Source organism: Salmonella sp. A7 (assembly GCF_020181675.1).
Lineage (GTDB): Bacteria > Pseudomonadota > Gammaproteobacteria > Enterobacterales > Enterobacteriaceae > Salmonella > Salmonella enterica.
In genome coordinates, this window is record NZ_CP084001.1 from 2,348,264 (window position 1) to 2,374,362 (window position 26,099).

General features: G+C 47.4%; 27 protein-coding genes and 2 pseudogenes. 19 read left to right on the forward strand and 10 right to left on the reverse strand.

The genetic code is table 11. The features are described 5' to 3' along the window. Positions 1-36: 36 nt before the first annotated feature. A complete protein-coding gene (locus LCS67_RS11475) occupies positions 37-1,044 on the reverse strand; it encodes a LacI family DNA-binding transcriptional regulator (RefSeq protein ID WP_000201082.1) in 1,008 nt (335 codons plus the stop codon). 256 nt (positions 1,045-1,300) lie between these two features. Between LCS67_RS11475 and LCS67_RS11480 the strand changes: the two genes are divergently transcribed. Continuing rightward, the gene (locus tag LCS67_RS11480) at positions 1,301-2,767 is read left to right on the forward strand and encodes a hypothetical protein (RefSeq protein WP_000987832.1); all 1,467 of its coding nucleotides are present in this window, start codon (positions 1,301-1,303) and stop codon (positions 2,765-2,767) included. A gap of 254 nt (positions 2,768-3,021) precedes the next feature. On the opposite strand, the gene LCS67_RS11485 is transcribed toward LCS67_RS11480, so the two are convergent. Together LCS67_RS11485 and LCS67_RS11490 are read right to left on the reverse strand one after the other, a co-directional pair. Further along, entirely contained in the window at positions 3,022-4,002 is a 981-nt protein-coding gene (locus tag LCS67_RS11485) for an NAD(P)H-dependent flavin oxidoreductase (protein ID WP_080183699.1), read from the reverse strand. Between the two features lie 173 nt (positions 4,003-4,175). Then, positions 4,176-5,084 carry a LysR family transcriptional regulator gene (locus tag LCS67_RS11490; protein WP_001176637.1) on the reverse strand — a complete coding sequence of 303 codons (909 nt, stop codon included), beginning with the start codon at positions 5,082-5,084 and terminating at the stop codon, positions 4,176-4,178. Between the two features lie 411 nt (positions 5,085-5,495). On the opposite strand from LCS67_RS11490, the gene LCS67_RS11495 reads away from it, so the two are divergent. Next, positions 5,496-5,666 carry a DUF29 family protein gene (locus LCS67_RS11495; RefSeq protein ID WP_000415762.1) on the forward strand — a complete coding sequence of 57 codons (171 nt, stop codon included), beginning with the start codon at positions 5,496-5,498 and terminating at the stop codon, positions 5,664-5,666. 275 nt (positions 5,667-5,941) lie between these two features. Here LCS67_RS11495 and LCS67_RS11500 read toward each other — a convergent pair whose 3' ends face one another. From LCS67_RS11500 to LCS67_RS11505, 3 genes and pseudogenes are all read right to left on the reverse strand, one after another. Continuing rightward, positions 5,942-6,274, reverse strand: coding sequence for a DUF1493 family protein (locus LCS67_RS11500; RefSeq protein WP_000253078.1), 333 nt, complete (start codon positions 6,272-6,274; stop codon positions 5,942-5,944). Next, positions 6,268-6,366 (reverse strand): annotated as a pseudogene (locus tag LCS67_RS22830) (STM2901 family protein); the annotation flags it as partial. The gene LCS67_RS11500 and the pseudogene LCS67_RS22830, both read right to left, overlap by 7 nt. After that, positions 6,360-6,479, reverse strand: a pseudogene (locus LCS67_RS11505) (type II and III secretion system); the annotation flags it as partial. The pseudogenes LCS67_RS22830 and LCS67_RS11505, both read right to left, overlap by 7 nt. Before the next feature lie 151 nt (positions 6,480-6,630). Here LCS67_RS11505 and LCS67_RS11510 point away from each other — a divergent pair. The 3 genes from LCS67_RS11510 to LCS67_RS11520 all read left to right on the forward strand — a co-directional run bounded on the left by LCS67_RS11510 (position 6,631) and on the right by LCS67_RS11520 (position 7,714). Further along, positions 6,631-6,879, forward strand: coding sequence for a type II toxin-antitoxin system Phd/YefM family antitoxin (locus LCS67_RS11510; protein ID WP_000885424.1), 249 nt, complete (start codon positions 6,631-6,633; stop codon positions 6,877-6,879). Beyond that, on the forward strand, positions 6,869-7,153 hold the full coding sequence (locus tag LCS67_RS11515; RefSeq protein WP_000221344.1) for a type II toxin-antitoxin system RelE family toxin: 285 nt from the start codon (positions 6,869-6,871) through the stop codon (positions 7,151-7,153). Before LCS67_RS11510 ends, LCS67_RS11515 begins: the two co-directional genes overlap by 11 nt. Before the next feature lie 171 nt (positions 7,154-7,324). Continuing rightward, positions 7,325-7,714, forward strand: coding sequence for a RidA family protein (locus LCS67_RS11520; protein ID WP_000194089.1), 390 nt, complete (start codon positions 7,325-7,327; stop codon positions 7,712-7,714). Between the two features lie 57 nt (positions 7,715-7,771). On the opposite strand, the gene LCS67_RS11525 is transcribed toward LCS67_RS11520, so the two are convergent. Both LCS67_RS11525 and LCS67_RS11530 read right to left on the reverse strand, forming a co-directional pair. Continuing rightward, positions 7,772-8,845, reverse strand: coding sequence for an S-adenosylmethionine:tRNA ribosyltransferase-isomerase (locus LCS67_RS11525; protein WP_000954684.1), 1,074 nt, complete (start codon positions 8,843-8,845; stop codon positions 7,772-7,774). Positions 8,846-9,037: 192 nt separating this feature from the next. After that, on the reverse strand, positions 9,038-9,526 hold the full coding sequence (locus LCS67_RS11530; protein ID WP_001293634.1) for a MarR family winged helix-turn-helix transcriptional regulator: 489 nt from the start codon (positions 9,524-9,526) through the stop codon (positions 9,038-9,040). Between the two features lie 44 nt (positions 9,527-9,570). Between LCS67_RS11530 and LCS67_RS11535 the strand changes: the two genes are divergently transcribed. From LCS67_RS11535 to LCS67_RS11555, 5 genes are all read left to right on the forward strand, one after another. Continuing rightward, on the forward strand, positions 9,571-11,079 hold the full coding sequence (locus tag LCS67_RS11535) for an FAD-dependent oxidoreductase (RefSeq protein ID WP_000199405.1): 1,509 nt from the start codon (positions 9,571-9,573) through the stop codon (positions 11,077-11,079). Beyond that, complete coding sequence (locus LCS67_RS11540; protein ID WP_001095723.1) at positions 11,069-12,310, forward strand: MFS transporter; 1,242 nt, start codon at positions 11,069-11,071, stop codon at positions 12,308-12,310. Before LCS67_RS11535 ends, LCS67_RS11540 begins: the two co-directional genes overlap by 11 nt. A gap of 69 nt (positions 12,311-12,379) precedes the next feature. Continuing rightward, positions 12,380-13,936 carry a PhoPQ-activated pathogenicity-related family protein gene (locus tag LCS67_RS11545; RefSeq protein WP_000476908.1) on the forward strand — a complete coding sequence of 519 codons (1,557 nt, stop codon included), beginning with the start codon at positions 12,380-12,382 and terminating at the stop codon, positions 13,934-13,936. 176 nt (positions 13,937-14,112) lie between these two features. Further along, positions 14,113-15,399 (forward strand): MFS transporter, encoded by a 1,287-nt coding sequence (locus LCS67_RS11550; protein ID WP_031569034.1) that lies wholly within the window; start codon positions 14,113-14,115, stop codon positions 15,397-15,399. After that, entirely contained in the window at positions 15,374-16,399 is a 1,026-nt protein-coding gene (locus LCS67_RS11555) for a zinc-binding alcohol dehydrogenase family protein (protein ID WP_080183698.1), read from the forward strand. The genes LCS67_RS11550 and LCS67_RS11555 overlap by 26 nt, the downstream gene beginning before the upstream one ends. Positions 16,400-16,457: 58 nt before the next feature. On the opposite strand, the gene LCS67_RS11560 is transcribed toward LCS67_RS11555, so the two are convergent. Together LCS67_RS11560 and LCS67_RS11565 are read right to left on the reverse strand one after the other, a co-directional pair. Continuing rightward, positions 16,458-17,249, reverse strand: a complete 792-nt coding sequence (locus LCS67_RS11560) for a FadR/GntR family transcriptional regulator (RefSeq protein ID WP_000450398.1) — start codon at positions 17,247-17,249, stop codon at positions 16,458-16,460. Positions 17,250-17,294: 45 nt separating this feature from the next. Continuing rightward, positions 17,295-18,386: a choloylglycine hydrolase family protein gene (locus tag LCS67_RS11565; protein WP_000976505.1), complete on the reverse strand. Its 1,092-nt coding sequence runs from the start codon at positions 18,384-18,386 to the stop codon at positions 17,295-17,297. 427 nt (positions 18,387-18,813) lie between these two features. Here LCS67_RS11565 and LCS67_RS11570 point away from each other — a divergent pair, with 427 nt between their 5' ends. The 9 genes from LCS67_RS11570 to hypA are packed head-to-tail and all read left to right on the forward strand — an operon-like array spanning position 18,814 to position 26,044. Continuing rightward, positions 18,814-19,917: a hydrogenase small subunit gene (locus LCS67_RS11570; protein WP_001194448.1), complete on the forward strand. Its 1,104-nt coding sequence runs from the start codon at positions 18,814-18,816 to the stop codon at positions 19,915-19,917. A 2-nt stretch (positions 19,918-19,919) separates the two neighbouring features. After that, positions 19,920-21,722: a nickel-dependent hydrogenase large subunit gene (locus tag LCS67_RS11575; RefSeq protein ID WP_000331201.1), complete on the forward strand. Its 1,803-nt coding sequence runs from the start codon at positions 19,920-19,922 to the stop codon at positions 21,720-21,722. Beyond that, complete coding sequence (gene cybH, locus LCS67_RS11580) at positions 21,673-22,416, forward strand: Ni/Fe-hydrogenase, b-type cytochrome subunit (protein WP_000924455.1); 744 nt, start codon at positions 21,673-21,675, stop codon at positions 22,414-22,416. Before LCS67_RS11575 ends, cybH begins: the two co-directional genes overlap by 50 nt. A gap of 5 nt (positions 22,417-22,421) precedes the next feature. Next, positions 22,422-23,030, forward strand: coding sequence for a HyaD/HybD family hydrogenase maturation endopeptidase (gene hybD, locus LCS67_RS11585; RefSeq protein ID WP_000852663.1), 609 nt, complete (start codon positions 22,422-22,424; stop codon positions 23,028-23,030). After that, positions 23,030-23,329 (forward strand): HypC/HybG/HupF family hydrogenase formation chaperone, encoded by a 300-nt coding sequence (gene hypC, locus LCS67_RS11590; protein WP_000334915.1) that lies wholly within the window; start codon positions 23,030-23,032, stop codon positions 23,327-23,329. Before hybD ends, hypC begins: the two co-directional genes overlap by 1 nt. Beyond that, the gene (locus tag LCS67_RS11595; RefSeq protein WP_000155991.1) at positions 23,326-23,736 is read left to right on the forward strand and encodes a hydrogenase; all 411 of its coding nucleotides are present in this window, start codon (positions 23,326-23,328) and stop codon (positions 23,734-23,736) included. Before hypC ends, LCS67_RS11595 begins: the two co-directional genes overlap by 4 nt. A gap of 17 nt (positions 23,737-23,753) precedes the next feature. Beyond that, positions 23,754-24,815: a hydrogenase expression/formation C-terminal domain-containing protein gene (locus tag LCS67_RS11600; protein WP_001016740.1), complete on the forward strand. Its 1,062-nt coding sequence runs from the start codon at positions 23,754-23,756 to the stop codon at positions 24,813-24,815. Continuing rightward, positions 24,803-25,690, forward strand: a complete 888-nt coding sequence (locus LCS67_RS11605) for a hypothetical protein (protein ID WP_001605400.1) — start codon at positions 24,803-24,805, stop codon at positions 25,688-25,690. The genes LCS67_RS11600 and LCS67_RS11605 overlap by 13 nt, the downstream gene beginning before the upstream one ends. Before the next feature lie 12 nt (positions 25,691-25,702). Then, positions 25,703-26,044, forward strand: coding sequence for a hydrogenase maturation nickel metallochaperone HypA (gene hypA / locus LCS67_RS11610; protein WP_023230169.1), 342 nt, complete (start codon positions 25,703-25,705; stop codon positions 26,042-26,044). Positions 26,045-26,099: the final 55 nt, after the last annotated feature.

A 26,099-nucleotide genomic window follows, 5' to 3' on the forward strand; every position in this document is an offset into this window, starting at 1 on the left:
TGATAGTCATCACAGTTTTTACTGTTGACGACGCATTCATCGTGAAAAATAGGGCGCGACAGAATCGCGGATCACCAGTTCGGCATTGAAATGATTGCTGCTGGGCGGCGGCGTAATGCCCTGGTATAACTGTATCGCCAGTTGCGCGGCACAACGCGCCATTTGTTCGACCGGATAATGCATTGTTGTTAACGCCGGATAAAGATACCGGGCCAGCACCACATCATCAAAGCCGACAATAGAGAGCTGTTGCGGAAGCTGAACGCCGCGTTGATGAAGAATACGCATAATGCCAGCGGCCATCACATCGTTAAACGTGACCGCAGCCGTAAGGGGAAGCCCGCTATTGATAAGTTGATGCGCGGCCCGCTCGCCGCCTTCTTCGTTAAACGGAACGCTAATCACCCAGCGAGGGTCTGGAGAAATACCATATTCTTCCAGCGCCTGACGGTAACCATCAAGGCGTTCCTGACGATCGATAATTGGCAAGTCAGATGTCACACAGGCAATGCGCCGATGCCCGTTCGCCAGGAGATATCGGGTCGCTTCCCTGGCGGCGCTGCGATTTTCCAGCCAGATACACCGGTTGGCCATACCGGCGATATAACGATTAACAACAACCAGCGCTGGAAAGTGGGCTGCGTAGCGCAGCAGCTCTTTATCCGGTAATCGGCTGGCATGTACAACAATAGCCTCACAGCCTTGATTAACCAGAAAATCCAGTCCCGCTTTTTCCATTTCTTCGTCGTGGCCGCCGCTACATACCATCAAGCGATACTGCTGCTTACGAGAAACATCTTCTACGCCGCGAGCAAGGCGGGCAAAAAAAGGATCGGCCAGATTGCCGGTTAACAATCCGAGCATATCGCCGCTACGTTTCGCCAGCGCGATAGCGGCGGCATTCCGGCGATAATTGAGATCGCGCATGGCTTTCTCTACACGTTCGCGCGTGACGGGTTCAACCCACGCGGTCTGGTTAATGACGCGTGATACAGTCGCGGTTGATACACCGGCCATGGATGCAACATCCTTTATTGTCGCCATGTTAAGCTCATATTTGTTCGTTTAAAGGGTATCAAAGCCATTGATTATCATGTTATGTGGAAATCAGTGCAATCGCTGCGGCGCAGCCTGAATTTATAAACATTTTTAAAATCATCCTAATCCTGGTAACTGCAAATTTTAGTAGCTACCTCAATGAGTTATTGACCACTGAATTTTCTACGATAACATGACTAACAATATACACATGATAAGAACCACTACACTGGGAAATCGTTGCGTGGTGGTTCGGAGATAGATGATGAGTAGTATTACAAAAAGCATACAGAATGAATATGTTTTATTGATGGAAAACGCTTTTTCTGAAAAATATAAATATGCATTTAGAAATTTAGAACTGAAAGAATTACGTAGATTCATCCTGAAAGAGCTAATTAGCTCTCCCGAGTTAGATAATCAACTTACAAACCTAATGGTGTTGCTAAATAAATTTTGGGATACTCACGCTGCGGCGCTTATAACAGAAGTGCGGGCGTCTAAAAGTTATCGATTATTACTTCCGATTCAACGGTTTGGTTATAACATATCTAATCACCTTAGATCTCTGGGAATTTATTTTGATAGCATCATAATGGTTGATCCATTACATTTTCCTTCTCTTAGCTCTCTGCATTCATTTTTGTCATTGCCACCAGATAATAGTTATGTCCGCATGCGCAGGTTGGTATTACTTGAACATGTTTCCAATCTATTTCGCGCCATCCCATTTATGACTATTGATGATGATTATCCAATTTTTCTAATCGTTCCTGAATTACTAGATTTTGATAAAGAACGCAATCATGAACAATCTGCCGCTTTTCTAAGTCAGCTCTTTTTTAAAGATAGAAAAATGGATTACGCTACTTATTTAGCGTTTCTTGAGCACTTTGGGAGAAATGAAGAAACATTCCAGAAGATCCTAATAAATAAAGAATTATTAAAAACATTGCTTAATAATTTCAATAACATCGAAAAAGAAGTCTGGGTTTACGATACAGATTTAAAGAGTTTTACAACAAGAGAGGTAGATCTTCTGGATTACGATCTGCCGTCAGCTATAGGAACCTTACTGGGTAAGGTTGAAGGTGCAATTTATGCACAGCGATCAACTCAATTATCGGCAACACTATTAGGCATTGATCCAGTTATTTATAGTAACCATATGTTTTTACATGAATGGACTACGGAGCAGTTGGTCAAGGATTATGGTAAATTAAATCCTCTTTCTTCTGAAGAGCAAGCGATTACAATGGGCCTTTCAGCCGCGGAAGTAAAATTCCTTACTGCGCTTTCCGATCTGGAATTAAAAAAGATTAGAGAAAGAGGTCAACTGGAATCCTTAAGGCATGAACTAAGAATCTCGAGGCATGACTTGCAAGGAAAAACACCAGATCAAATGCAAGATGCGGCAAATAATTTTTCAAAACATTTAATCAATGTGGTCGAAGAGTATGGAAAGTCGCATGAATCAGCCATTAAGAATTCAAAGAAAAAAAAGATCTCATCTGGATTAATTTTTGCAGGAACAGCCACGTTAGGTATAGCTTCACTTGCCATGCCGCAATTGACATTACTTTCAGCAGCAGCAACGGGAATTGGCCTGGCCTTTGGAGGTAAAAGTCTGGCAGATATTTTTAGTGAACATAAAGCACATAAAAATGAAATCCAGATATTAGAAAAAACACCCGTATCGCTTTTGTATGGGGCATATAAAAAGAAATAGTCATACTGTGTATACCGTCTGGTAGCGGAAGTCAGTTTTTGAAGCAATTGTCGTAAAGTTACTCAAACAATCATTTCGGCTTTACTGATAAGCACAGCGGCTTGTCCGGTGGTGAGCCGGTAGTCACAGGGTAGGGGAGGAATACAGCCTATGGCGTTTCAATGTCTGAAAACACTACCACATCTTGTGTCAGAGGGCCGCTGCGCGCCAGGCCGTTTCGCAAAGTTCGATTATTTTTGCAGTCAGTACTGCCCTTAACAAATGGCCAGCTCGTTCACGACCTCAGCTACGCTCTTGATGCTGCGGATATTTCCAATGCCCGTGCCCAGCGCAATGTATCCTTCATCTGTATTACCTTCCAGCATGCCGATACGCAACCCTCGTAAACCTCCCATCGTCTGGGCCAGTTCTTCATTGCTTGCACCAGCTTTATCCATCGACACGAGCTTGTCAGCCAGCTTGCCAGGAAGTGAGCGGTAGTAATCTGGCAGGGTACGGAAAAGCAGCAAATCCAGGCCGTTAGCATTAATGATTTTATCCTTTACTGACTGCGGCACACGGCTTTCTTCTGTCCCAATAAACACCGAACCAGCAAAGACACCCTCTGCTCCCAGCGCATGGGCAGCACGGGCGGTACGGCTATCGGTAATCCCGCCTGCAGCCATGACGGGAACACTCCTCACCGAGTCCGCAATCAGCGGCACGATCGAAAAGGTGCCAAGCGCGGTACCAGGCAATGTGCCACCTTCATCAAAACCTGTTGCAACAATAATGTCGGCGCCGGCTTTTTCCGCTAAACGTGTATTTTCAGGTGTCGGATTAATATCGCGGTAAATAATTGCAATACCCGACGCTTTTAGTTCATTAAACAGCGAAGTGATAATAGCTCCTTCTCCGTAACCGGTATAAACAACAGCTTTTACTCCCTCTTCCTTTATTACCTGTAGGATAGGCGGAGTCCAGATGTCGTTTTCAGGGGTTGGAATAAGGTTCACCCCGAATGGTTTTTCGGTAAGTTTTTTGGTTTTACGAATTTCTTCACGCATTTTTTCTGCTGTTTCTTCAGGCGTTGATACAGCAGTTTCCGCTGTTAAGCCCGCATTTGGGCCAAGCACACCCAAACCACCGGCGTTGCTTACGGCTGCAACCAGTCTTGCATCGGTAAGCCAGGACAATGGGCCTTGTATAACAGGTTTTTCGATACCCAGAATCTGGCAGATACGGTTGTACTTCATGACGTAATCTCCTTCGAACAAATTTTCAGCCAGCCTTTTAGGCGACTGTGGTAGTTAATTAATCTGAAGAAGATCTTAAGCCTCTTTATTGTTACGAAAAACCATCCAATCTTTAAAACAGAATTACTGATAAAGTAACAATAGCCAGGTCGGATATGCACGAAAGAGCGTTATCAGAGATGTGCATCCGGACCAAAAACCTCGCACAGCCAGTCGATGAATACACGAACTTTAGGTGCCAGATACCGACGATCCGGGTAAAGCAGTGAAACCGGTTTTGGCGGGGGCGGGAAATCAGTGAGGATCTCTGTCAGCTCTCCACTGGCAATAAAGGGTGCAAGCGACGGACGCAATCCGTGTAGAATCCCCAACCCCGCCAGCCCACATGAAAGAAACGCTTCTGAATTGTCTACCAGGATGCTGGAGGGAACTTTTATTGACGCAATACTGCCATCAACCGTGAATTTCCACTCCATTATCTGCAGGCTGTGATTACTGAAAAAATTTACAGCCCGGTGGGACGTCATCAGCTCATCGATAGAGTGCGGCGTGCCATGCTTCGCAAGATAAGATGGCGCAGCACAGGTCACCATGGCTGCCGTTCCCAGACGTCTGGCAACAAAACTGGAGTCATTAAGCTCACCAAGTCGGATGACGCAGTCCACACGCTCGGCAATCAAATCAATCTTGCGATCGGACGTACCAAGTACAATCTCAATATCCGGGTATCGGTTCTGAAAATCTCCAAGAGCCGGAATGATGACTGCCCGGGCGAGTGTAATAGGGACGTCAAGGCGCAGGCGACCTTTCGGCGGTTGCGTGCGGGAAAATAATCGCCGGACGTCGTCCAGCTCACTTAAGAGCGACAGGCAACGCTGGTAAAACTCTTCCCCTTCATCCGTCATACTGACCTGTCGTGTTGTACGATGCAGGAGCTTAACGCCCAGATCATGTTCCAGATTCTGAACGGCGCGGGTAACAGCAGGGCGGTGCAGTTCAAGCACCTCCGCCGCGCGGATAAAGCTCCCTTGCTCTACCACATTGACATAAATATTCATGGCTTCCAGCATATTCAGCTGCATCTGTTCTTAGTCCTCAACCATTATTTGTGTCGAAGGGGGAAGCTCCTTATAACATTCCTGTCTGCTGGAACATATCCCTTTCTGAGCTGATTGTTTTATCTGGAGTAACATACTGCTATCGATATATGACTTTTACCGGGTGGTTGAGGTAAGACATGTCATTTGTAAAATCGCTACCAATTCTTCGCAACCTTTTTGGATGTTCGGCGGCGTCGTATACAAAAACAAACAGGCCAGGCGATACGGTTACGCATGTGCAGGTCATGCCAGGCGCGACGTTAATATACGAACCGATTATGTTTGACCGCCGCCGGTGTAGGTGGCGAGTGTGAATGCAAGACATTGGCAGACAGTGAATAATCAAACCTCATGAAATGAGGTTCCCATTGATTTTTTAGCCCATGTCAGCGCATGGAAAAAAGCCCGTCATTAAAACGGGAACTGTCGGAAATGGCTGTTGAGTCCTACGGCGATGCCGTGTTATCTGCAGCGCGTGAAACAGGCCTTGATGAAAAGAGTTTTACGTCTGAAATGCCGTGGGCGCTCGCTGATACGCTGCGCGACGATTTCATCCTGGACTGACACACTGACAATGACGAACCGAACACAATAGCCGGTTTTTTTATGCCTGAGCGGCGTGTGCTGCGTGAAATCGTGTGCAGGAATAGCGGGTGCAAATCAACAGAATTCGCTCAGCGTCACGGCAGGGAAGGGATCAAACTTATGGGCCAGAAGTTTTTTGACATGCACGAATCCAGCCGCCTTAACATGTCTTTTAAATGTTCTGGTGCATTTAACATAATATACATTATGCGCATTAGAATAGCAGAGGGCGAAAAGCAGCCCCCCAGCGTGAATCAGTCATACAACCAGCGACCAGACCTGGCAGACGCAATGAGCATACCTATCGTGAACTCCGGCACCTGAGGAATATCGTTTTTGCGAAACGGATTAAGCAAATGCTTTAGCGGTGGTTCTGGCGGATAGTATGTTGTGATCGAGAAATTCCCTTTATCTACATTGAATGTCGTAAAAAAATCATCCATCAATGCCAGTGCTTCATCATCTTCCAACCGTAAATCTGAATCCAAATCTGTTGACGGTGTCAGTTCTTTTTTCTTAAAGAGGTAAATTCCATCATGGCTTCTTACCAGTTCATAAATCCGCTGTTCAAGAGCATCACTTACCATATTTTATCGCTTCCTCTGGCAATACGGTTGTAATCCCTGCCTGTACGATATGCAATCTGCGACACGTCAGAGGCCAGAATAATCCATCCGACTGTTCAGCAAGGCCACCAAGTAAAATAATATCACCATCTGCAAGGCTGACTTCGGTTGTTACATCACGCTTGATAAGGGTTGGCGAGTTATTAACGCCGGTTTCAGTGGTCACAAGTTAGGTTCTGGACATCTGAACTTAGCCTTGAAAAAACCGTCAGCTGCCCGCATCACTGACCGGGCTGGAGCTGAATCCCCTTCGTGAAGGATGCTTTTATTAGTACTATTAAAGGTGCTATATTTAGTCATCAACCAGGAGGTAAATTATGGCATTTCAAATTTTAACGACTACTGCAGCAAGCATTACAGAACTGAAACGTGATCCAATGGGAACTTTCAATGCCGGAGATGGCGCTCCAGTTGCCATTCTTAACCGTAATGAACCGGCTTTCTACTGTGTTCCTCCGGCACTTTATGCTCATCTTATGGATATTCTTGAGGATGAAGAACTCGGTCGTATTATCGATGAGCGTGCGAATGAACGCGTCATTGAGGTCAACATTGATGACTTATAAGCTGGCATTTAACGAATCTGCACTAAAAGAGTGGAAAAAACTGGGTCATACCATACAGGAACAGTTTAAAAAAAAGTTACGGGAACGGCTTGAAAACCCTCGGGTTCCGGCTTCTCAATTACATGGAAGAAAGGATCAGTACAAAATTAAGCTGCGTGGTGCAGGATACAGACTGGTGTACAGCGTCGAAGATGAAATTATCACGGTAACTGTCATTGGTGTTGGAAAGCGTGAAAATGATGCCGTCTACAAAGTGACACAACACAGAAGCTAATCACTCAGGAAATGCTCTCTTTCCCCGTCAAGCGATACGACAAACAGGCTCAGTTCTTTTATGTGACGGCACCTTGACATATGCCACGTATATGAAACTATGGCCTACGTTGTGTATGTGACATTCATTTTATTCCCGCCCGGAGTGTTTACGCTATCTGAGGATAACATTATGACGCAACGTATCGCGGTTTTTCCTGCTGACCGCCATTCTCTGTATGAAGAACATGGGTATTCCGCCGCCATCCGTTCTGGTGATTTACTGTTTGTTTCAGGCCAGGTAGGCAGTCACACAGACGGCACGCCGGAGCCTGATTTTCAAAAACAAGTGAGGCTTGCTTTTGAAAACCTGAAAGCAACACTGACTGCAGCAGGATGCACATTCGATGACATAGTGGATGTCACCACATTCCATACCGATCCAGAGCAACAACTTAACGACGTGATGGCGGTGAAACAGGAGATATTTGCCCATCCCCCTTATCCTAACTGGACCGCTGTTGGCGTTACCTGGCTGGCCGGCTTTGATTTCGAAATAAAGGTTATTGCCCGAATCCCCTGATGCTTATTCTCGGTAAAACCGGTAGCATTATATGTACCGGTTTTATTTTATTCATCCCTACCCTTCATCCTGTATGATTAACATGCAATCACCAAACATATCGAACTTACATGACTGGATATGTTCTGAGGCATAGGCCTTCATGAGTAGATCAACCCCAGCAAATTGACCGGTTAACACCATATGCGTCGTTTTTGGCTGATGTAAGTTCGTTAGCAGGCAGTCAACCACTTTCAGTTGATAGCCTGGATGTATATAAAGCGCAGTCCAGCCAGAACTTGCTTTGAGGCAATTGTGCTCCCTTGAATACGCAGATTCCAGGCATCGTGTAACGGTAGTTCCTACGGCAAAAATACGTCCGCCATTTTGCTTCGCAGTATTAATGATATCCGCTGTTGCTTGCGGAACCTCGTAGTATTCTTCGTTGATAGTCACTTCCTCTACACATTTTGTTTGTATTTTTCTGTTGGACAACATTTCTGTTGATGCCACATGTAAAGTGATGAAGGATATTAACCCACCTTTATCTTTTATTTTTTGGATAAGATCCCAGGTAAAATGAATGCCGGCAGAAGGTATTTCCAAAGAACCATACTTTTTAGAAAAAACGGAACGGTAAGCATCTGGATATTTATAAAACAAGCTGGAATCCACATACTCATCAAGACGCTCACCATGACTGGCTAAATAGCAAATTAAGGCCTCATGATTTTCCACGACGGCCCGGTACTGGCTCTCTTCGCTAAACTTTTGCTCTATCTTAATGGAAATTTCAGGGTTATCAACCAAATAGAAAACATCATTCGCGTTAAGCCTTTCTTTTAAAAGTCCGGAAATAATTACTCTATTATTTGGTAAAAATCCCTCTAAAACAATTTTAATTAACCTATTCTGTCTTGTTTTACAGATAAACATATGGTTTATTATAGTACTGTCGTTAAAACAGATTACATCACCTTCTTTGATATAATCTGTTAATTTACTAAAGTCTACCTTATGAATTTCTCCTTTACTCCGGTTGAGGACAAGCATTTTACACTTTTCCCTGTATGAATCATTGGCTATCCAATGAGGTCTGAGTGGGATAGTCATCTGATCGGTAATGCGAAAATCATATTTTTCGGTAAGCATATATTTACCCTTTGAAAAACCATTGATACGGCGATTGTTATATAGCCGTATTCTGCAGTATACGTTGGTCTTTCAGAGGGTGAAAATTAACTCAATAAATGTTGTTGTTATATTTACTTTGCTGGCTATTTAATCAATGTCAGATACCGATATTAAGCTGGACGATCGGATTTGACCGCCCTTTTCTTTTGCTTATTCCGGCATTGAAGCATCGCTATCCATTGCATCGGCAAACTTTTGCATTAGCCGAACAAAGACATCAAGTTCATCCTGAGGCCAGTCTTTAAAAACAACTTTGCCCATTTGCTCTCGCGCAGCGTCTATACGCTCCGTCATCGCCTTTCCTGTCCGGGAGATAACGGCCTCGCGTATACGACGATCGATGGCATTATGCTGCCGTATTATCAACCCCAGCTTCTCCAGTTTGGCGACCTGTCGGCTTACCGTCGTATAATCACGACCGGCACGTTCGGCTAACTCAACAACGCCAATCGGCCCTAAACGTTCGATACTAATAAGGATCGAAAATAGCGCACGATCGAGTTGAATCCCCGCCTCTGCAATTAATTTCTCATCATTACGAGGCCGGTTAAGCGCGCTCACCACGCGAATCAACGCACCGTGAAGCGCCTTCATTTGCTCGGAAATATGTGTATCTTGCACATTTTTATTTTCTGACATAGCATGTCTCCTCTTATGTGCATAATACACATATTGGAGAGACGATGACAAGATACACCACTACAGATGTACTGATCTGCGGCGCTGGCGTTACCGGGCTTACTTTAGCCATCGAACTGGCGCGTCACGGGGTCTCATTTCGCCTGATTGAGAAAAGAGCGACGCCTTTTATCGGCTCCCGCGGTAAAGGTATTCAGCCGCGAACGCAAGAAATCTTCGAGGATCTTGGAATACTCAATAAAGTGGTCGCCGCCGGCGGGCTCTATCCCCGACTACGAACCTACCGTCACGACGGAAGCTATGTAGATTCAGATATTGCGCATCATACAAAACCGACCCACGCCGAACCCTACCATCTGCCATTGATGGTTCCACAGAACGTGACAGAAACGATTATGCGAGAGCAATTAAAAGCATGGGGACATCGGGTGGAGTTCGGCTGCGAGTTACGACATTTTGCGCAAACCCCACGCACAGTCACCGCGTATGTTGCCGGGCCGGCTGGAGAAGAGGTCATCATCGCGCATTATTTGATAGGCGCGGATGGCGGCGGAAGCTTTGTCAGAAAAAAATTAGGCGTCAGCTTCCCCGGTCGTACGTTGGGAATCCATGCGCTTGTGGCTGACGCTTCACTTTCCGGTCTGAACCGGGATGTATGGCACCATTTTAACGATGGCGATATGGCGCGGATGATAACGATTTGCCCTCTCGCCGGCACGCAGCTCTTTCAAATCCAGGCGTTGTTGGCCCCGGACGACTCGCAGAATTTCTCAGCCGACGTGCTCACGGCTTTTCTTACTGAACGAATCGGGCGGACGGATGTTCGCATCCATTCGATTCCCTGGGTATCGAAGTACCAGATGAATGCGCGCATAGCGGAACATTACCGTGTGGGTAAGGTATTTTTAGCCGGTGATGCCGCTCATGTGCATCCGCCGACGGGTGGGCAAGGGTTAAATACCAGTATCCAGGATGCCTATAACCTGGGATGGAAAATGGCAGCCTCGCTGCGGGGCGCAGGAAAAGAACTTCTCGATAGCTATGAACAGGAACGCCGCCCGGTAGCCGAATCACTGCTCCACCTTTCTACCCGATTACTTGACTCTCAAAAACAGGGTGGCATCAAACGAGAACGCGACGTTCAACAACTTGACATCCAGTATACCGACTCCCCCTTAGCCCACACGTTGCCCGAACGTCAGCATGGGTTACAAGCGGGAGAAAGAGCGCCGGATGCTCCTCTTTTGGGCGCCGGCGGCCAATCATTACGATTATTTCAGTTACTACAAGGTCCGGACTGGAATCTGTTGGCCTACGAAACCCACGGTAAGGTCATCGATGCGCGGCGAAATCTGCGTATTCATCACATTGGCGAGCAGGACGAGCTCATCGATACCCTGGGGCACTTCCGGGAGTCCTATCAACTGGCGCCGGGTCAATGCGTGCTGATCCGACCCGATGGCTATGTCGGCGCATTCTTTCACAGCAAACAGAGCAACGATATTGAAAATTATCTCTCTCGTTTTGCCATAGGGATTAAAGATGAATACTAATGTCTATGAGAACACCGACAGCGAAACTATCACCCCGCTCAACAAGCGGCGTATTTTGCCTGTTTTCCTGCTTGTCGGCCTTTACGCCGCCAGTACAGCGGCTGTGATGTCGGTACTGCCTTTTTATATCCGCGAGATGGGCGGTTCGCCGCTTATCATTGGAATCATCATCGCCACTGAGGCTTTTAGCCAATTTTGTGCGGCGCCCCTGATTGGCCACCTTTCCGATCGCGTTGGCCGCAAGCGAATACTGATTATCACGCTGACTATTGCGGCGATAAGTTTACTATTACTCGCCAACGCGCAATGTATCCTGTTTATCCTGCTCGCCCGCACGCTTTTTGGCATTAGCGCCGGGAATTTGTCAGCCGCCGCAGCCTATATTGCCGATTGTACGCACGTCAGAAATCGGCGCCAGGCAATCGGTATCCTCACAGGCTGCATTGGTTTAGGCGGTATTGTCGGGGCAGGCGTTTCAGGGTGGCTATCGCGTATCAGTCTGAGCGCGCCGATCTACGCCGCCTTTATACTTGTCCTTGGGTCTGCCCTGGTCGCGATTTGGGGGTTAAAAGACCCGTCCACAACATCACGTACCGCAGATAAAATAGCGGCGTTATCTGCCCGCGCTATTTTAAAGATGCCAGTCCTTCGCGTCTTAATCATCGTAATGCTTTGTCATTTCTTCGCCTATGGCATGTACTCTTCACAATTACCTGTTTTTCTTTCTGACACCTTCATCTGGAATGGGCTTCCCTTTGGGCCAAAAGCGTTAAGCTACCTGTTAATGGCGGACGGGGTTATTAATATTTTCGTTCAGCTATTTCTGTTAGGTTGGGTGAGCCAATATTTTTCGGAGCGAAAGCTAATTATTCTAATCTTCGCCCTTCTTTGTACTGGATTTCTCACTGCGGGTATCGCCACGACCATACCAGTGCTTATTTTTGCTATCGTTTGTATTAGTATCGCTGATGCGCTAGCCAAACCCACTTATCTTGCCGCCTTGTCCGTCCATGTATCGCCTGCCCGACAAGGTATCGTCATCGGAACGGCGCAGGCATTAATCGCAATCGCTGATTTTATATCCCCCGTATTGGGCGGATTTGTCCTGGGTTATGCCCTGTATGGTGTCTGGATCGGTATAGCTATCTCTGTCGCCATTATTGGTCTGGTGACGGCAATGATTTACCTTTCAAAAAGTTCAGTGCTAATAGCGAAACCAGAAACAGAATAATGTGACAACGTCACAAGCATTATTACTCCCTTCTTCCCTTATTTATCAAAAGTATTGTACTTATATTGAATGTTTAAGAGGTATTTATGGAAATTATGCTGGTTGGCATTTGCCCTTGTAAAGCGCGGGGAAAGCATGAAAAAAATATATCTCGTTGTTATCGTACTGTTTTTTATTTCTACAAAAGTTTATACACTACTTCATAACAACATCTTCTTTTGTCGAAACAGCCCGGAGTGTGATTTGTCTCATGTTCTCCCCGACTACCGGGAGAAGATTTCAGGCACACCGCTAAAATATACCTTGATTAGTACAGCTCAATTAGCACAGGTTGTAGTCAGACACTATGAATTATTATCGCAACACTGGTCGCCAGATGACATGGTAACCCCTACGCAATGGCGACATAACGTTGATATTTATATCCCTGAAACGGCAAAAGAGCACCATGCTTTGGTGGTTGTAAACAACGGAATTAATTATGATAAAGGCGTACAAATCACTGGTAAACCCGGTGATTTCCCCCAGGAAACACTGGCAAGCATCGCCCGTGATACGAATACCATCGTAATATCAGTGAGTGATATACCTAACCAATATTTAACCTTTCAGGATGATAAAAAACCACTGAAAGAGGACGAGAGCGTTTCCCGAAGCTGGGCATTATTTATGGAAGCGCCGGAGCAACGTGAGTTAATGCCCTTAAATATTCCTATGGTCACTGCCCTATCGCAAGCGATGAGATTAGCAAAAAAGGAGTTAACGCAATGGAATATAAATTCCTTTATCATTACAGGTATTTCAAAGCGTGGGTGGACTACCTGGTTGTCAGCTATCGCCGATCCTGATGTTGAAGCAATTGTTCCCTTCGCCATTGATCTACTTGATATTGATGCTTCACTTGAGCATATTTATCAATCATACGGTGGAAATTGGCCCATTACATTCTACCCCTACTACCAGCAAGGCATAGATGAGAAAATAAAATCCACCACATTTACCCAGCTAAGGCAAATAATAGATCCGTTAAGATATCTCAACACTATTTATCAACCCCGCCTTGCAATACCGAAATATATTATTAATGCAAGTGGCGATGATTTTTTCGTACCAGACAACACTCGCTTTTATTATAGCAAACTTCCTGGCGTAAAATCATTACGTATAGTGCCTAATATGAACCACTACTCAATTAACCAGTTCGCTGAAGAAAGCCTCGTTCCATTTATTAATAGGTTTCAAAGTAAAAAAACATTACCACAGTTGATCGGCCTTATTCACCACCATCTTCTTACGGTCTATTTCTCAGAAGCGCCGGTAAAAGTCGTTCGCTGGACAGCCAATAATCCAAATGCGCGTGATTTTCGTTATGCCTGTGGCATCCGCTATCAGCCACTTACAATAGATATTCCCGCCAACAATAAGATCAGTATTACGTTAAATGAACCGAAGACAGGTTGGGAAGCTACCTATATCGAAGCAACTTTCAATGATGGCTATGTCGCCACGAGTCAGGTTTATATTACGCCCGATGAAAAATACCCACAGACAGCACCACCTTCCGTTAACGCCGCATGTCAAACGTTACCGGGGCGTGGATTAGGGGAAAACGATAGCCCCGATTGAATTTTCAAGTAATTGTCTGATTTTAAATAATTTTATCCATCACACTTGCGATGGATAAAAATCCTCTGCGATAAATTTTTGTTATATTGATCACGTTCTAACCACAAGAGAGGTGATTTGAAAATAACCTTAAAATATTGTGGTCAGGCCGCTAGACCACAATAAGAGGATTAATCATGAAAAGAAAAACAATGGGATGGCTTATCGTTTTTCTTCTATTTATAGTTTACATGCTCAACTATATGGATCGTTCAGCATTGTCGATAACTGCCCCCTTGATCGAAAAGGAGTTAGGATTTAACGCCGCGGAGATGGGAATGATCTTCAGCGCATTTTTTATCGGATACGCCCTGTTTAATTTTATTGGTGGCTGGGCCAGCGATAAAGTTGGGCCAAAAACGGTTTTTCTCATCGCAGCGTTACTATGGTCTATATTTTGTGGCTTAACTGGTTTAGTCACCGGATTGTGGACAATGCTTATCGTGCGCGTTCTTTTCGGTATGGCTGAAGGACCGGTCAGCGCTGCCGGAAATAAAATCATCAATAACTGGATTTCCCGAAAGGAGTCTGCCACGGCGATCGGAATTTTTAGCGCCGGTTCCCCGCTCGGCGGCGCGGTGTCCGGGCCGATAGTGGGCCTGCTGGCGTTATCCTTAGGCTGGCGCCCCGCATTTGGCATTATTTTCTTATTTGGCCTGGCCTGGGTACTGCTCTGGTACTTTATCGTTAGCGATAAGCCAACAATGAGTAAACGCCTGGCGCCGGAAGAACGCATTGATTTTGAAAATCATGAGGACGTTATTTTATCTGATAATGGCCGGGCTACGCCTTCACTCGGCTATTACATGAAACAACCAATGGTATGGGCGACAACTCTGGCTTTTTTCAGCTACAACTATATTCTTTTTTTCTTCCTGACCTGGTTCCCAAGTTACCTGAACCATTCGTTACATCTCGATATTAAAGAAATTAGTATCGCCACGGTAATTCCCTGGGTCATCGGTGCCATTGGTATGGTGCTCGGCGGCGTCTGTTCTGATGTAATTTATCGGATTACCGGTAATGCTCTGCTCTCACGTCGACTTATTCTGGGCGTATGTCTGGCAGGCGCAGCGGTATGTGTTGCCGTTTCCGGTACTGTTAGCACTATTGGTAGCGCAATTACGCTCATGTCAGTTTCACTCTTCCTGCTCTATTTAACGGGCCCAATTTATTGGGCGGTTATTCAGGATGTTGTTCATAAAGATAAAGTAGGGAGCGTCGGCGGAGCCATGCATGGCCTGGCTAATATATCCGGCATTATCGGTCCGCTTGTCACCGGTTTTATCGTTCAATTTAGCGGTAAATATGACTATGCGTTCTATCTGGCTGGTGCTATCGCTATCGTTTCAAGCCTGTTGGTCTTCGTGTTTGTAAAAAGTAAAGGATTCAAAGCCAATGAAAGTCAAAGCTGTGTTCATTAATAAGCCTGGTGAAGTTGAAACCCGCTGGGTGGATTATCCCCATAAGAAAGAAAATGAAGTATTAATTAAGGTTGATGCTGCAGGCATTTGCGGATCGGATATCGGGGCTTTTCGTGGAACGAACCCACTTGTTACTTACCCAAGAATTATTGGGCATGAAGTGACCGGAATTGTTCTTCAGGAAGGTACCGGAATGCCGGACAATATTAAAAAAGGCGACCGCGTGATTGTTGACCCCTATATTTATTGTGGTCACTGCTACCCTTGCTCTGTCGGCAGAACTAACTGTTGTGAAAATTTAAACGTCATTGGCGTGCATGTCGATGGCGCAATGCAGGAGGTGGTGACTCATCCCGCACATTTAATTCATAAAATACCAGATAACGTGCCTTCTGAAATGGCGCCGCTGGCAGAACCGCTGACTATCGCTCTGCACGCGCTGCATCGGGCAAACGTTAAGGCCGGGGAATATGTTGCCATCATCGGCGCGGGGGCCATTGGTCTTATGGCGGCATTAAGCGCGCGTCATTACAAGGCAATGCCTATTCTGATCGATATTGTGGAAGAAAGGCTACGCTATGCACAAAAGCTTGGCGTTCCCTATGTGCTGAACGCCGCTGACGATCAGGTTATCGACGCTATTAAAAATATCACCCACGGCACCATGGCGCAGGTCGTGATAGAAGCTTCCGGCGCAAATAGCGCTATTCGAAATACGCTTGATTTAGCATCGTTTGCTGGTCGTATTTCGTTTACCGGATGGCCAAAACAGGAAACGTCGCTGCCGACGAACCTGATCACCTATAAAGAACTGGATTTACGCGGCTCCCGCACCAGTGCCGGTGAATTTGATGAGGCATTACGTATGCTGTCTACGCTGGAGATTAATCCACAAGATGTTGTCAGTAAGATCGTCAATCTTGATGAGATCCCTGATGCAGTTAAAGAGCTTGATCGCTATCCGGAGCGCTACTTAAAGATTAATGCTGTTTTCCATTGATTTACGTCGAGTTCTACCGCATGGCATGACCGCCATGCGGTGTTATTCATCGACAAACTTAGCCGCCGACAATCTTTCTCACATAGCGTAAATGTTCCAGAGATCCCTCATAGGCGCTGTCAGTATCAGACTGTCGCATCGCATCCACTATCGCTTTATGTTGTTTGTTGAGATTAAGTAAAACATTTCTGTCTCCAGACTGCTCATCAAGCCCGGCATAAGGGATATTAATCCGTTGTTCCCATAACATACGGGACATATCGAACAACACCCGGTTACGGCTGGCCTCAGAGATCGCAAGGTGAAACTCTTTATCCAGCGAGTAAAAGCCGTGGACGTTATTATCGTTAATGGCTTGATCCATACGATGATAAATCGCCTCTATTTGGTTGATGACGTCAACGTTATCGTTTTGTGCGGCTAAGCGCGCACAATGGCTATCGACCAGCTCGCGAGTAGAGAGAATTTCTTCGATAGTATAGTCGCTGGCAAGGTGTTTTTTATCTGAAACGATAACCCCATTACCGGACTGAATCACGATCCATCCGGAGATCTCCAGTACAATAAGGGCTTCTCGCAAGGAGGCGCGGCTCACGCCAAGCTGTTTTGCCAGTTCGCGTTCTGGCGGTAAAAAAGTTCCCGGTGGAAAAATATTATCATTGATCAGCTTAATGATGAGGTTGGCTATCTTCTGATAGAGCCTCTCCTGCCTGACCTCAGGTATAACCATGCGCCCTCCAATCCATATCCAGGGGATTTTGAATGGATTTAGCATACCATCCTGGCGCTGGTGATCGTGATAATTAATTACCGTGCATGATAAAGAGAAGCAACCGCCGGTAGTCTCCATTACCTTCGCTGAGACTACCGGGGAACCTAAACCGAGACGAGCGATTTATCCTTTGACGTTGATTTTCTCGAACACGGGCGCAGTCGCGTTCTTAAACTGAGAAAGAGACCAGGTTTTATAGTTGATATCATTGTAGCCGCGCACCATCATCTCACCGTGCGTTAAGTCAGACAGCGTTGTCCAAACCGTATATTCTGAGACCGGTTTGCGGGTGGCGTTGCCTTCCCCTTCACTCCCCATATAATCAACCGTAATATTTTTCGGACGATCGAAACGGCTCATAATATGCGCAAGCGTATTCATTGCATCGTGGGCGGATGTCGCTTGCGGCGCATATGTGGTGTAATAAACGCCGCGTATAAAACGGGAAACCGACGTATCGGACGATGGCAAGTCTGCAATAGCAATCCCGCTATCAGGCTGCATCACTTTTATCCCGCCCAGTGTGCCTGAAGAGCGGTCCACATTGGTTAATTGCGTATAGTTATTCAGATTTGTCAGATGCCAGGGGAATGCGGGACCATTTGTCATCACGCGAGTGGGATTGTCATAGACATGGAATTTGCCATTTTCCACTTCAACGACAATGCTTCCTCCTTTCTTGTCGTAAAACGCATAATGAAATGGCGATTTCAGATCGCCAAACCGATGCAGTTCCGGTGACCAGAATTTACCCTCTTTTATTGCCTGTTTTACCTCGCCGACAGTAGCAAAACGGGCCAGCGCCCATTCTCCCAACGAGGTGACAGGAATTGCCTGTTTATATTCACTCGCGGGCAATGGCGGCAACTGCGCATTCATGATCATGTTTTCACTAAATGACAATCCCGCGCTATTCATGCCTTCAAGTATGTCTCTGCTATCGCCATCAGTGATGGTGGAAGTAATGGCCAGTATCGGATATTTCGCCTGATAGCTCACTCCCTGACTGCCATCCGGCGTTTTTTTATCAAACTGTGTTCCCGCCGGATAATACGTTAACCATGAGGGTAAATCCTGCATATATTCCAGCGTACGTCCATGAAAAACATCGCCTTGTTTATCCTGAATAGCAAGGGTTGTGCAGGCCTGTGCAGCCAGGGCGTATGAAAACAGCGCCGGAGCGATAAATAACATTGCTTTACTTTTTTTCATCATGCTCTCCTTGTTTGTAAAATGGATTGGATGAATATATTAAATTAAACCTATCAATGGTTATGCAGCACGTAATTAATTGTGATCTTATTTTACAAGCTAATAAATTTAACTGACGGGTTTAAAGGAGAGTTAAACACAGCGAACTAATATGAAACGCGTTATCCGTGTGACCATTTAAAAAAATCCCATCATGTTATAAATAAAAAACACGGTTTCTTATCAACATTAAGAGATACCATCACAACGCTATATTTACTCCACATCACCAATAACATTAAATTAATTTATGTTTTTGAGTAATGTGAGTAGCACACATGTAATCGGTTGTTACGAATTAGAAACATAATTGCTACTAAAACACGTTGAGAAAGACAAGAAATGCAACATATGATGCCCACACTAACTATAGTGGTTTGGGATAAACGTTATGCAAACACAAGATACATTTTATCAAGTTATGCGTAGACACGGCGTGACAAGGCGTAGCTTCCTCAAGTTTTGCAGCCTTACCGCAACGTCTTTAGGCCTGAGCAGTTCGATGATTCCTCAGATAGCTTATGCCCTGGAGAATAAACCGCGTACGCCAGTGATATGGCTGCATGGTCTTGAATGTACCTGTTGTACCGAATCTTTCATTCGCTCTGCGCACCCGTTGGCAAAAGATGCCATTCTGTCGCTCATTTCCCTGGATTATGACGACACCATTATGGCCGCCGCAGGGCAACAAGCCGAGCAGGCGTTGGCGGATGTGATGCGCGAGTACAAAGGAAATTATATCGTTGCCGTGGAAGGTAACGCGCCGCTGAATGAAGATGGGATGTTTTGCATACTGGCTGGTGAGCCGTTCCTGGAGAAGTTAAAACGCGTCAGCGCGGATGCTAAAGCGATTATCGCCTGGGGGTCCTGCGCATCATGGGGCTGCGTGCAGGCAGCCCGTCCCAACCCAACTAAAGCCACGCCGGTTCACAAATTAATTACCGATAAACCCATTATTAAAGTGCCAGGCTGCCCACCTATACCTGAAGTGATGTCCGCCGTTATCACCTATATGCTGGCATTTGATCGCATCCCTCCCCTTGATCGTCTTGGACGACCAAAAATGTTTTATGGCCAGCGAATTCATGACAAATGTTACCGACGCGCGCATTTCGATGCCGGTCAGTTTGTGGAAGCGTGGGATGACGAAGGCGCCAGAAAAGGGTATTGCCTGTACAAGATGGGCTGTAAAGGCCCGACCACTTATAACGCCTGTTCAACCGTTCGCTGGAATGATGGCGTGTCTTTTCCTATCCAGTCAGGTCATGGATGCCTCGGATGTTCGGAAGATGGATTCTGGGATTACGGTTCTTTTTACAGCCGGGCAACGGGCATTCCGCAAACCGGCATTGAGGCTACCGCCGATAAAATCGGACTGGGCGTTGCCGGCGTCGCGGGCGCTGCCGCCATCGCTCACGCCACGGTTAGCGCCATAAAACACGCCCGTAATAAAAACAACACGTCATCAGAAAACGCTCCGGAAGAGAAAAAATAATTATGGCATATCCTTATCAGACTCAGGGTTTTACGCTGGACAATAGCGGACGGCGAATTGTGGTCGATCCGGTTACTCGCATCGAAGGGCATATGCGCTGCGAAGTGAATATCGACAGTAATAATGTCATTACTAACGCCGTGTCGACCGGCACCATGTGGCGCGGCCTGGAGGTTATCCTGAAAGGTCGCGATCCGCGAGACGCCTGGGCATTTGTTGAACGCATTTGCGGCGTCTGCACCGGTACACACGCTCTGACCTCAATCCGTGCCGTAGAAAATGCGCTGGGAATCGCGATTCCGGACAACGCAAACTGTATCCGTAATATGATGCAGGCTACGCTACACGTTCACGATCACCTGGTGCATTTTTATCATCTGCACGCGCTGGACTGGGTTGATGTGGTTGCCGCCCTGAAAGCCGACCCGCATCAGACCTCCGCCATCGCGCAAAGCCTTTCCGCATGGCCGCTATCCTCGCCGGGATATTTCCGCGATTTGCAAAATCGACTGAAGCGGTTTATCGAGTCCGGTCAACTTGGCCCTTTCCGTAATGGCTACTGGGGACATCCGGCGATGAAACTTCCGCCGGAAGCCAATTTGCTGGCGGTCGCCCACTATCTTGAAGCACTCGATTTTCAAAAAGAGATCGTAAAAATTCACACCGTTTTCGGTGGTAAAAACCCGCATCCTAACTGGCTGGTGGGCGGCGTTCCTTGCGCCATCAACCTTGACGAAACGGGCGCGGTCGGCGCAGTGAATATGGAACGCCTGAACCTTGTCAGTTCCATCATCCAAAAAGCTCGCCAGTTCTGCGAACAGGTTTATCTTCCGGACGTCTTGCTGATTGCCAGTTATTACAAAGACTGGGCAAAAATCGGCGGCGGGTTATCGAGCATGAACCTGCTGGCTTATGGCGAGTTTCCGGATAACCCTAACGATTATTCCGCCAGTAATCTTCTGCTTCCGCGTGGGGCTATCATTAACGGTCGTTTCGACGAAATTCATCCTGTCGATTTAACCGCCCCCGATGAGATTCAGGAGTTTGTCACTCACTCCTGGTATACCTATGGTAACGGCAATAACGATAAGGGCCTGCATCCTTGGGATGGTCTGACCGAACCGCAACTGGTCATGGGCGAACACTATAAAGGCACAAAAACCTTTATCGAACAGGTGGATGAGTCCGCTAAATATTCATGGATTAAATCGCCGCGCTGGAAGGGACATGCGATGGAGGTAGGTCCGCTGGCGCGTTATCTGATTGGATATCATCAAAATAAACCGGAATTTAAAGAACCCGTGGATCAACTGCTTAGTGTATTAAAGCTGCCTAAAGAAGCGCTCTTTTCTACATTAGGGCGTACTGCCGCGCGGGCGCTGGAATCCGTATGGGCAGGCAATACGCTGCAATATTTCTTCGATCGTCTGATGCGTAACCTCAAGTCCGGCGATACGGCGACGGCAAACGTCACGCTCTGGGAACCCGATACCTGGCCTACATCGACAAAAGGCGTTGGTTTCAGCGAGGCGCCGCGCGGCGCGCTGGGGCACTGGATAAAAATTGAAAATCAGAAAATCGACAGCTATCAGTGTGTGGTACCGACAACCTGGAATGCCGGGCCACGTGACGATAAAGGTCAAATTGGCGCGTACGAAGCGGCGTTAATGGGGACTAAACTCGCCGTTCCCGATCAACCATTGGAGATTTTACGTACTCTGCACAGCTTCGATCCCTGCCTGGCCTGCTCCACCCATGTTATTGATAATCATGGAGGGGAGCTGGTCAGGGTTCAGGTACGATGACGACGATTCGGAGGTCTCAATGCATCTCAAAGAAATAACCAGCCAGGGGTACTATATCTATGAAGCGCCGGTCCGTTTATGGCACTGGATCACGGCGTTATCCATTGTCGTCCTGGCTGTTACAGGATATTTCATTGGCCACCCCCTGCCATCGATTCAAGGTGAAGCGACCTTTATGTTTTGGATGGGCTGGATACGACTGATCCATTTTACCACGGCGTATATTTTTACTGTCGCGCTGCTGTTTCGTATTTACTGGGCATGTGTCGGCAATGAGTACGCCAGGGAGATGTTTCTGGTTCCGTTCTGGCGCCGCGCCTGGCGCAAAGGCGTTATCAGCGAAATCCGCTGGTATTTTTTCCTCGAAAAAGAGGCCCATCGTTACTATGGACATAATCCGGTAGCGGGACTGGCGGTAATGTTCTATTTCTGGATGTCCGTACTGATGGTGTGTAGCGGCTTTGCGCTCTATGGCGAAGGACTTGGAACAGACAGTTGGGCGTATCAATGGTTTGGCTGGATGATTCGCCTGACTGGCAACGATAGCCTCGCGCTGCATTTCTGGCACCGGCTGGGCATGTGGTTCATTATCGCCTTCGTCATTGCGCATGTTTATACCGCTATCCGCGAAGACATTATGAGCCGACAAAGCGTGATTTCCGTCATGATAAGCGGCTGGCGCTGGTTCAGGTGATAACAATGGCAGAAGTAACAATCTTAGGGCTTGGCAACCTGCTTTGGGCAGATGAAGGGTTCGGCGTCAGAGCGGCGGAAAAGCTGTTTGAACAGTATGCCGATAACGAGAAAGTTGACGTTGTTGATGGCGGTACGCAGGGACTGGCGCTGCTGCCCTGGCTGCAACAGACCGAAAAACTGTTAATCATGGATGCTATCGATTTTGGTATGGCGCCAGGTTCGCTGGCGATGTTTCGTGATGAACAGGTTCCCGCCTATCTGACGGCGAAAAAACTCAGTTTACATCAGACCAGTTTTTCTGAAGTGCTGGCATTGCTGCAATTAACCGGCGGCCAGTTATCGGAGATTGTGCTGATTGGCGTGCAGCCGGAATGTCTGGATGACTATGGTGGAAGTCTTACGCCGCAGGTAAAGGCGCAACTGATGCCTGCGGTCTGTCTCGCGCAGGAAGTGCTGGCGCAATGGGGTATCACCGCCTCTTCAGCGGCCTTGCCCACTGAAAGACTCAATCATTACAGCCTGTGTATGGAACGCTACGAAGATGAACGGCCAGATGCGCAAAGCGCTTGCCGGGTCGGCGATATTCGGGTGCTACAGAGAGAGAAATCATAATGTGTATCGGCGTTCCTGTGCAGGTTATTTCACCCGGTCAGTGGTTCGCCAAATGCCGCGACCGACACGGCGAGCTTATCGACGTTGATATTCGGCTTGTGGTTCCCCCCTTAGCAGGCGCATGGCTGCTGACATTTGGCGGCGCAGCGCGACGGGAAATGGACGAAGCGGAAGCCGTTGAGGTACTGGCAGCGCTGGACTCGCTGGAACAGGCCATGCTCACGCAAAGCGATCCGCTGACCGGTTTTGCCGATTTATTATCTCGCACGCCTGAATTACCGGAGCATTTAAAAAAATGACTATCTCACCCCAAAATTCTGTTTGTCCACTGGCGGATAAAGGCTTTCTGGTTACCGATGCGCAAACGCTCCCGTCGTTGATTAATGCGCATCCGACTGTGCTGGTTTTGCTGCAAAGCGACCCCAACAAACATCCGGAAGTCGCCGACAGTTGGGTCATTATCCCGGAGATCCTCAAGCAATTTTCGGCGACGTCTTATACCGCGGCATTTGCGGATAGCGAACAGAGTGAACTGATCGCCCGGGAGTATCGCATTCTGAAATATCCGGCGCTGCTTTTCTTTCGCCAGCACCGTTTTGTCGGCAGTCTGGCGGGATTATATAGCTGGCAAGAATACTCTCAGCGGGTGGCCGCATTGCTGACCACACCGGGCTATCGTCAGGATATTCCCGTTATCACGCAATAGAATGAAAGGTAACACACGTGAATCATTCCAGAACTATTCCAGTCGTTAATATTGCCGGACCAGGCTCGCAGCCAGAAGAGGAAGACTTTAACTTTCTTCCTATCCCCGCCGGCATTAATCTCCCACTGACGCCGGTTTTACCGGAACAGGCGCTGCCCGCTGAGCTTCGTGTTGCCAGACACATCCTGACTACGCTTATTCGCGATATGGATAACCCGGTGGCAACGCTCCCCTTTCCCCTGAGCTATAAGCTGAATGCCACTGAGCAACAGAATAGCGGTTTGTTGGATCAACTGCTCGGCGAAGGTGAAATATCCGCCCGGGTACTATTACCCGATGGAAAAGAACAGCGTATTCAGGAGACGGTTTTTACGGGCGTCTGGCGTGTACGTGAATATAACGCTGACCAGCAACGGGTTGCCGATGAAATTATCATTGGCCCGATCCCGGAGAGCATCTGGCAGACGCATCCGCAGCCGCCGATTACACCAGAATTGCCGCCACAACCGGCGGGATTGATGAATGGCGCCTTTATCGCGCATGAAATAGCCGAGCGCGTAAAACAGCAGGTAAAAGAGCCGCATATCATTAACTTAACGCTATTGCCAGTAAACGATGCCGATCGCGAGTATCTGGATCATTTTTTAGGCGAAGGCTGTAGCGCTATTTTTTCACGCGGATATGGTAAATGCCGGATTGTAAGCACGCATTTTCCCGGCGTATGGCGGGTCAATTATTTCAATGATATGAACACATTACTGCAAGATATGATTGAGATAGCAGACATTCCTGATATCGCCGTTGCAGGCATCGACGATATCGAAGATGCCTACGCGGGGCTAAAAAATACGTTGGAATGGCTGAAAGAATACCCGGTCACAGAAAATGAGCCAGTGGTGCGCATGGAGTGCAAAGTATGTTGGTGGGTTTACGACCCTGCGCTGGGCGATGACGTATGGCAAATTCCACCCGGCGTGCCCTTCAGCCAGTTACCTGATTACTGGTGCTGTCCGGTTTGCGAAACCAGTAAGTCCGGGTTTATGGTGATCGATGAAGGTAATAATTCGTGCAAAGATTGACCGTCTATTCTCACCCGCTACGGATTATCTGGCAGGAGGCGCCGATCGGTCGTTTGTTACAGGGCGCAACGCCGGTATACGCAAAAACGCTTATTTCACGTTTGTTTACGTTGTGCGCTCAGGCACACAGCGCAGCGGCGGCTTTACTGTTGTTTCCTGAAGAGAAGCCAGATATGCAGGCCGCACAACAAGAGCTGGCGCGAGAAACGCTCCGTCGCGCGTTGACCGACTGGCTCCCCCTGTTTAGCCACCGACAGGCAACCGCTGAAGAATGGGCGTTGTTACGTCGCGGAGAGTTATCCCCGCTGGCAAGCACAATCTTTTTTGACGATGATCCTCAGACCTGGCTTGCCGCTGGCGTAAAAGGCTGGGAAGCCTGGTTTTTGCAAGAGCGTTCTGAAACCGCCCGCTGGCTGGCGACATTACAGAATATCATTACACCTACACTACCGATGGCGTCATCCCCGGACCATACGTTAATAACCCCTGGTCCCCTGGATGTCTCGCCTCTGGCTATCGAATATCCGCTACTGTCAGCCTGTTGTCTTAGCGGAAAAACGACTGCGCTACGTCTGCTGGCCCGCTGCATTACGCTCGCCCGAAGTTTGAGCGCCCTTCCTACCCTGCGCTGGAATCGTTTTGATGATGGCGATTGGAAAATAGCGGTAGTGGAAACCGCGCGAGGATGGTTAGTTCATCAGGCCAGACTGACGACGTCAGGCAATATTCTTGATTACCGTATTATCTCGCCTACCACACGTCACGCCCAACCTGACGGCGTCATTGCTCGCGAACTGGCCACTATTCCACTCTCATTGTGGATGCAACAGTTACAGGTAATTGATCCTTGTGTCGCCGTAAATATTGTTGAATGAAGGAGCTGGCCCATGCATGAATTAGCCCTGGCGCAAAATATTATCGAATTGCTGGAGGAACAGGCAGTAAATCACCAGTTCAGCAAGGTAAAGCAAGTCTGGCTGGAGATTGGCGTTATGGCCTGTGTTGAGGTGCCAGCGCTGCATTTTGGCCTGGACGTCGCCGCTCGTCATACCCTTGCTGACAATGCGCGTTTCCACATTACTATCACACCGGCGCAAGGTTGGTGTCTGTCCTGTAATCAACCCTTCACCTCTCAAACATCCACACTCTGTTGCCCCTTTTGTCATTCAGGCAAAGTGCAGATAGATGACAGTAGCAGAATGCGCATTCGCGAGATCGAAGTCGAATAGTCAACGAATAATCAATAAAAAAGGACGCCAGAAGCGTCCTGAAATAATAAAAGAA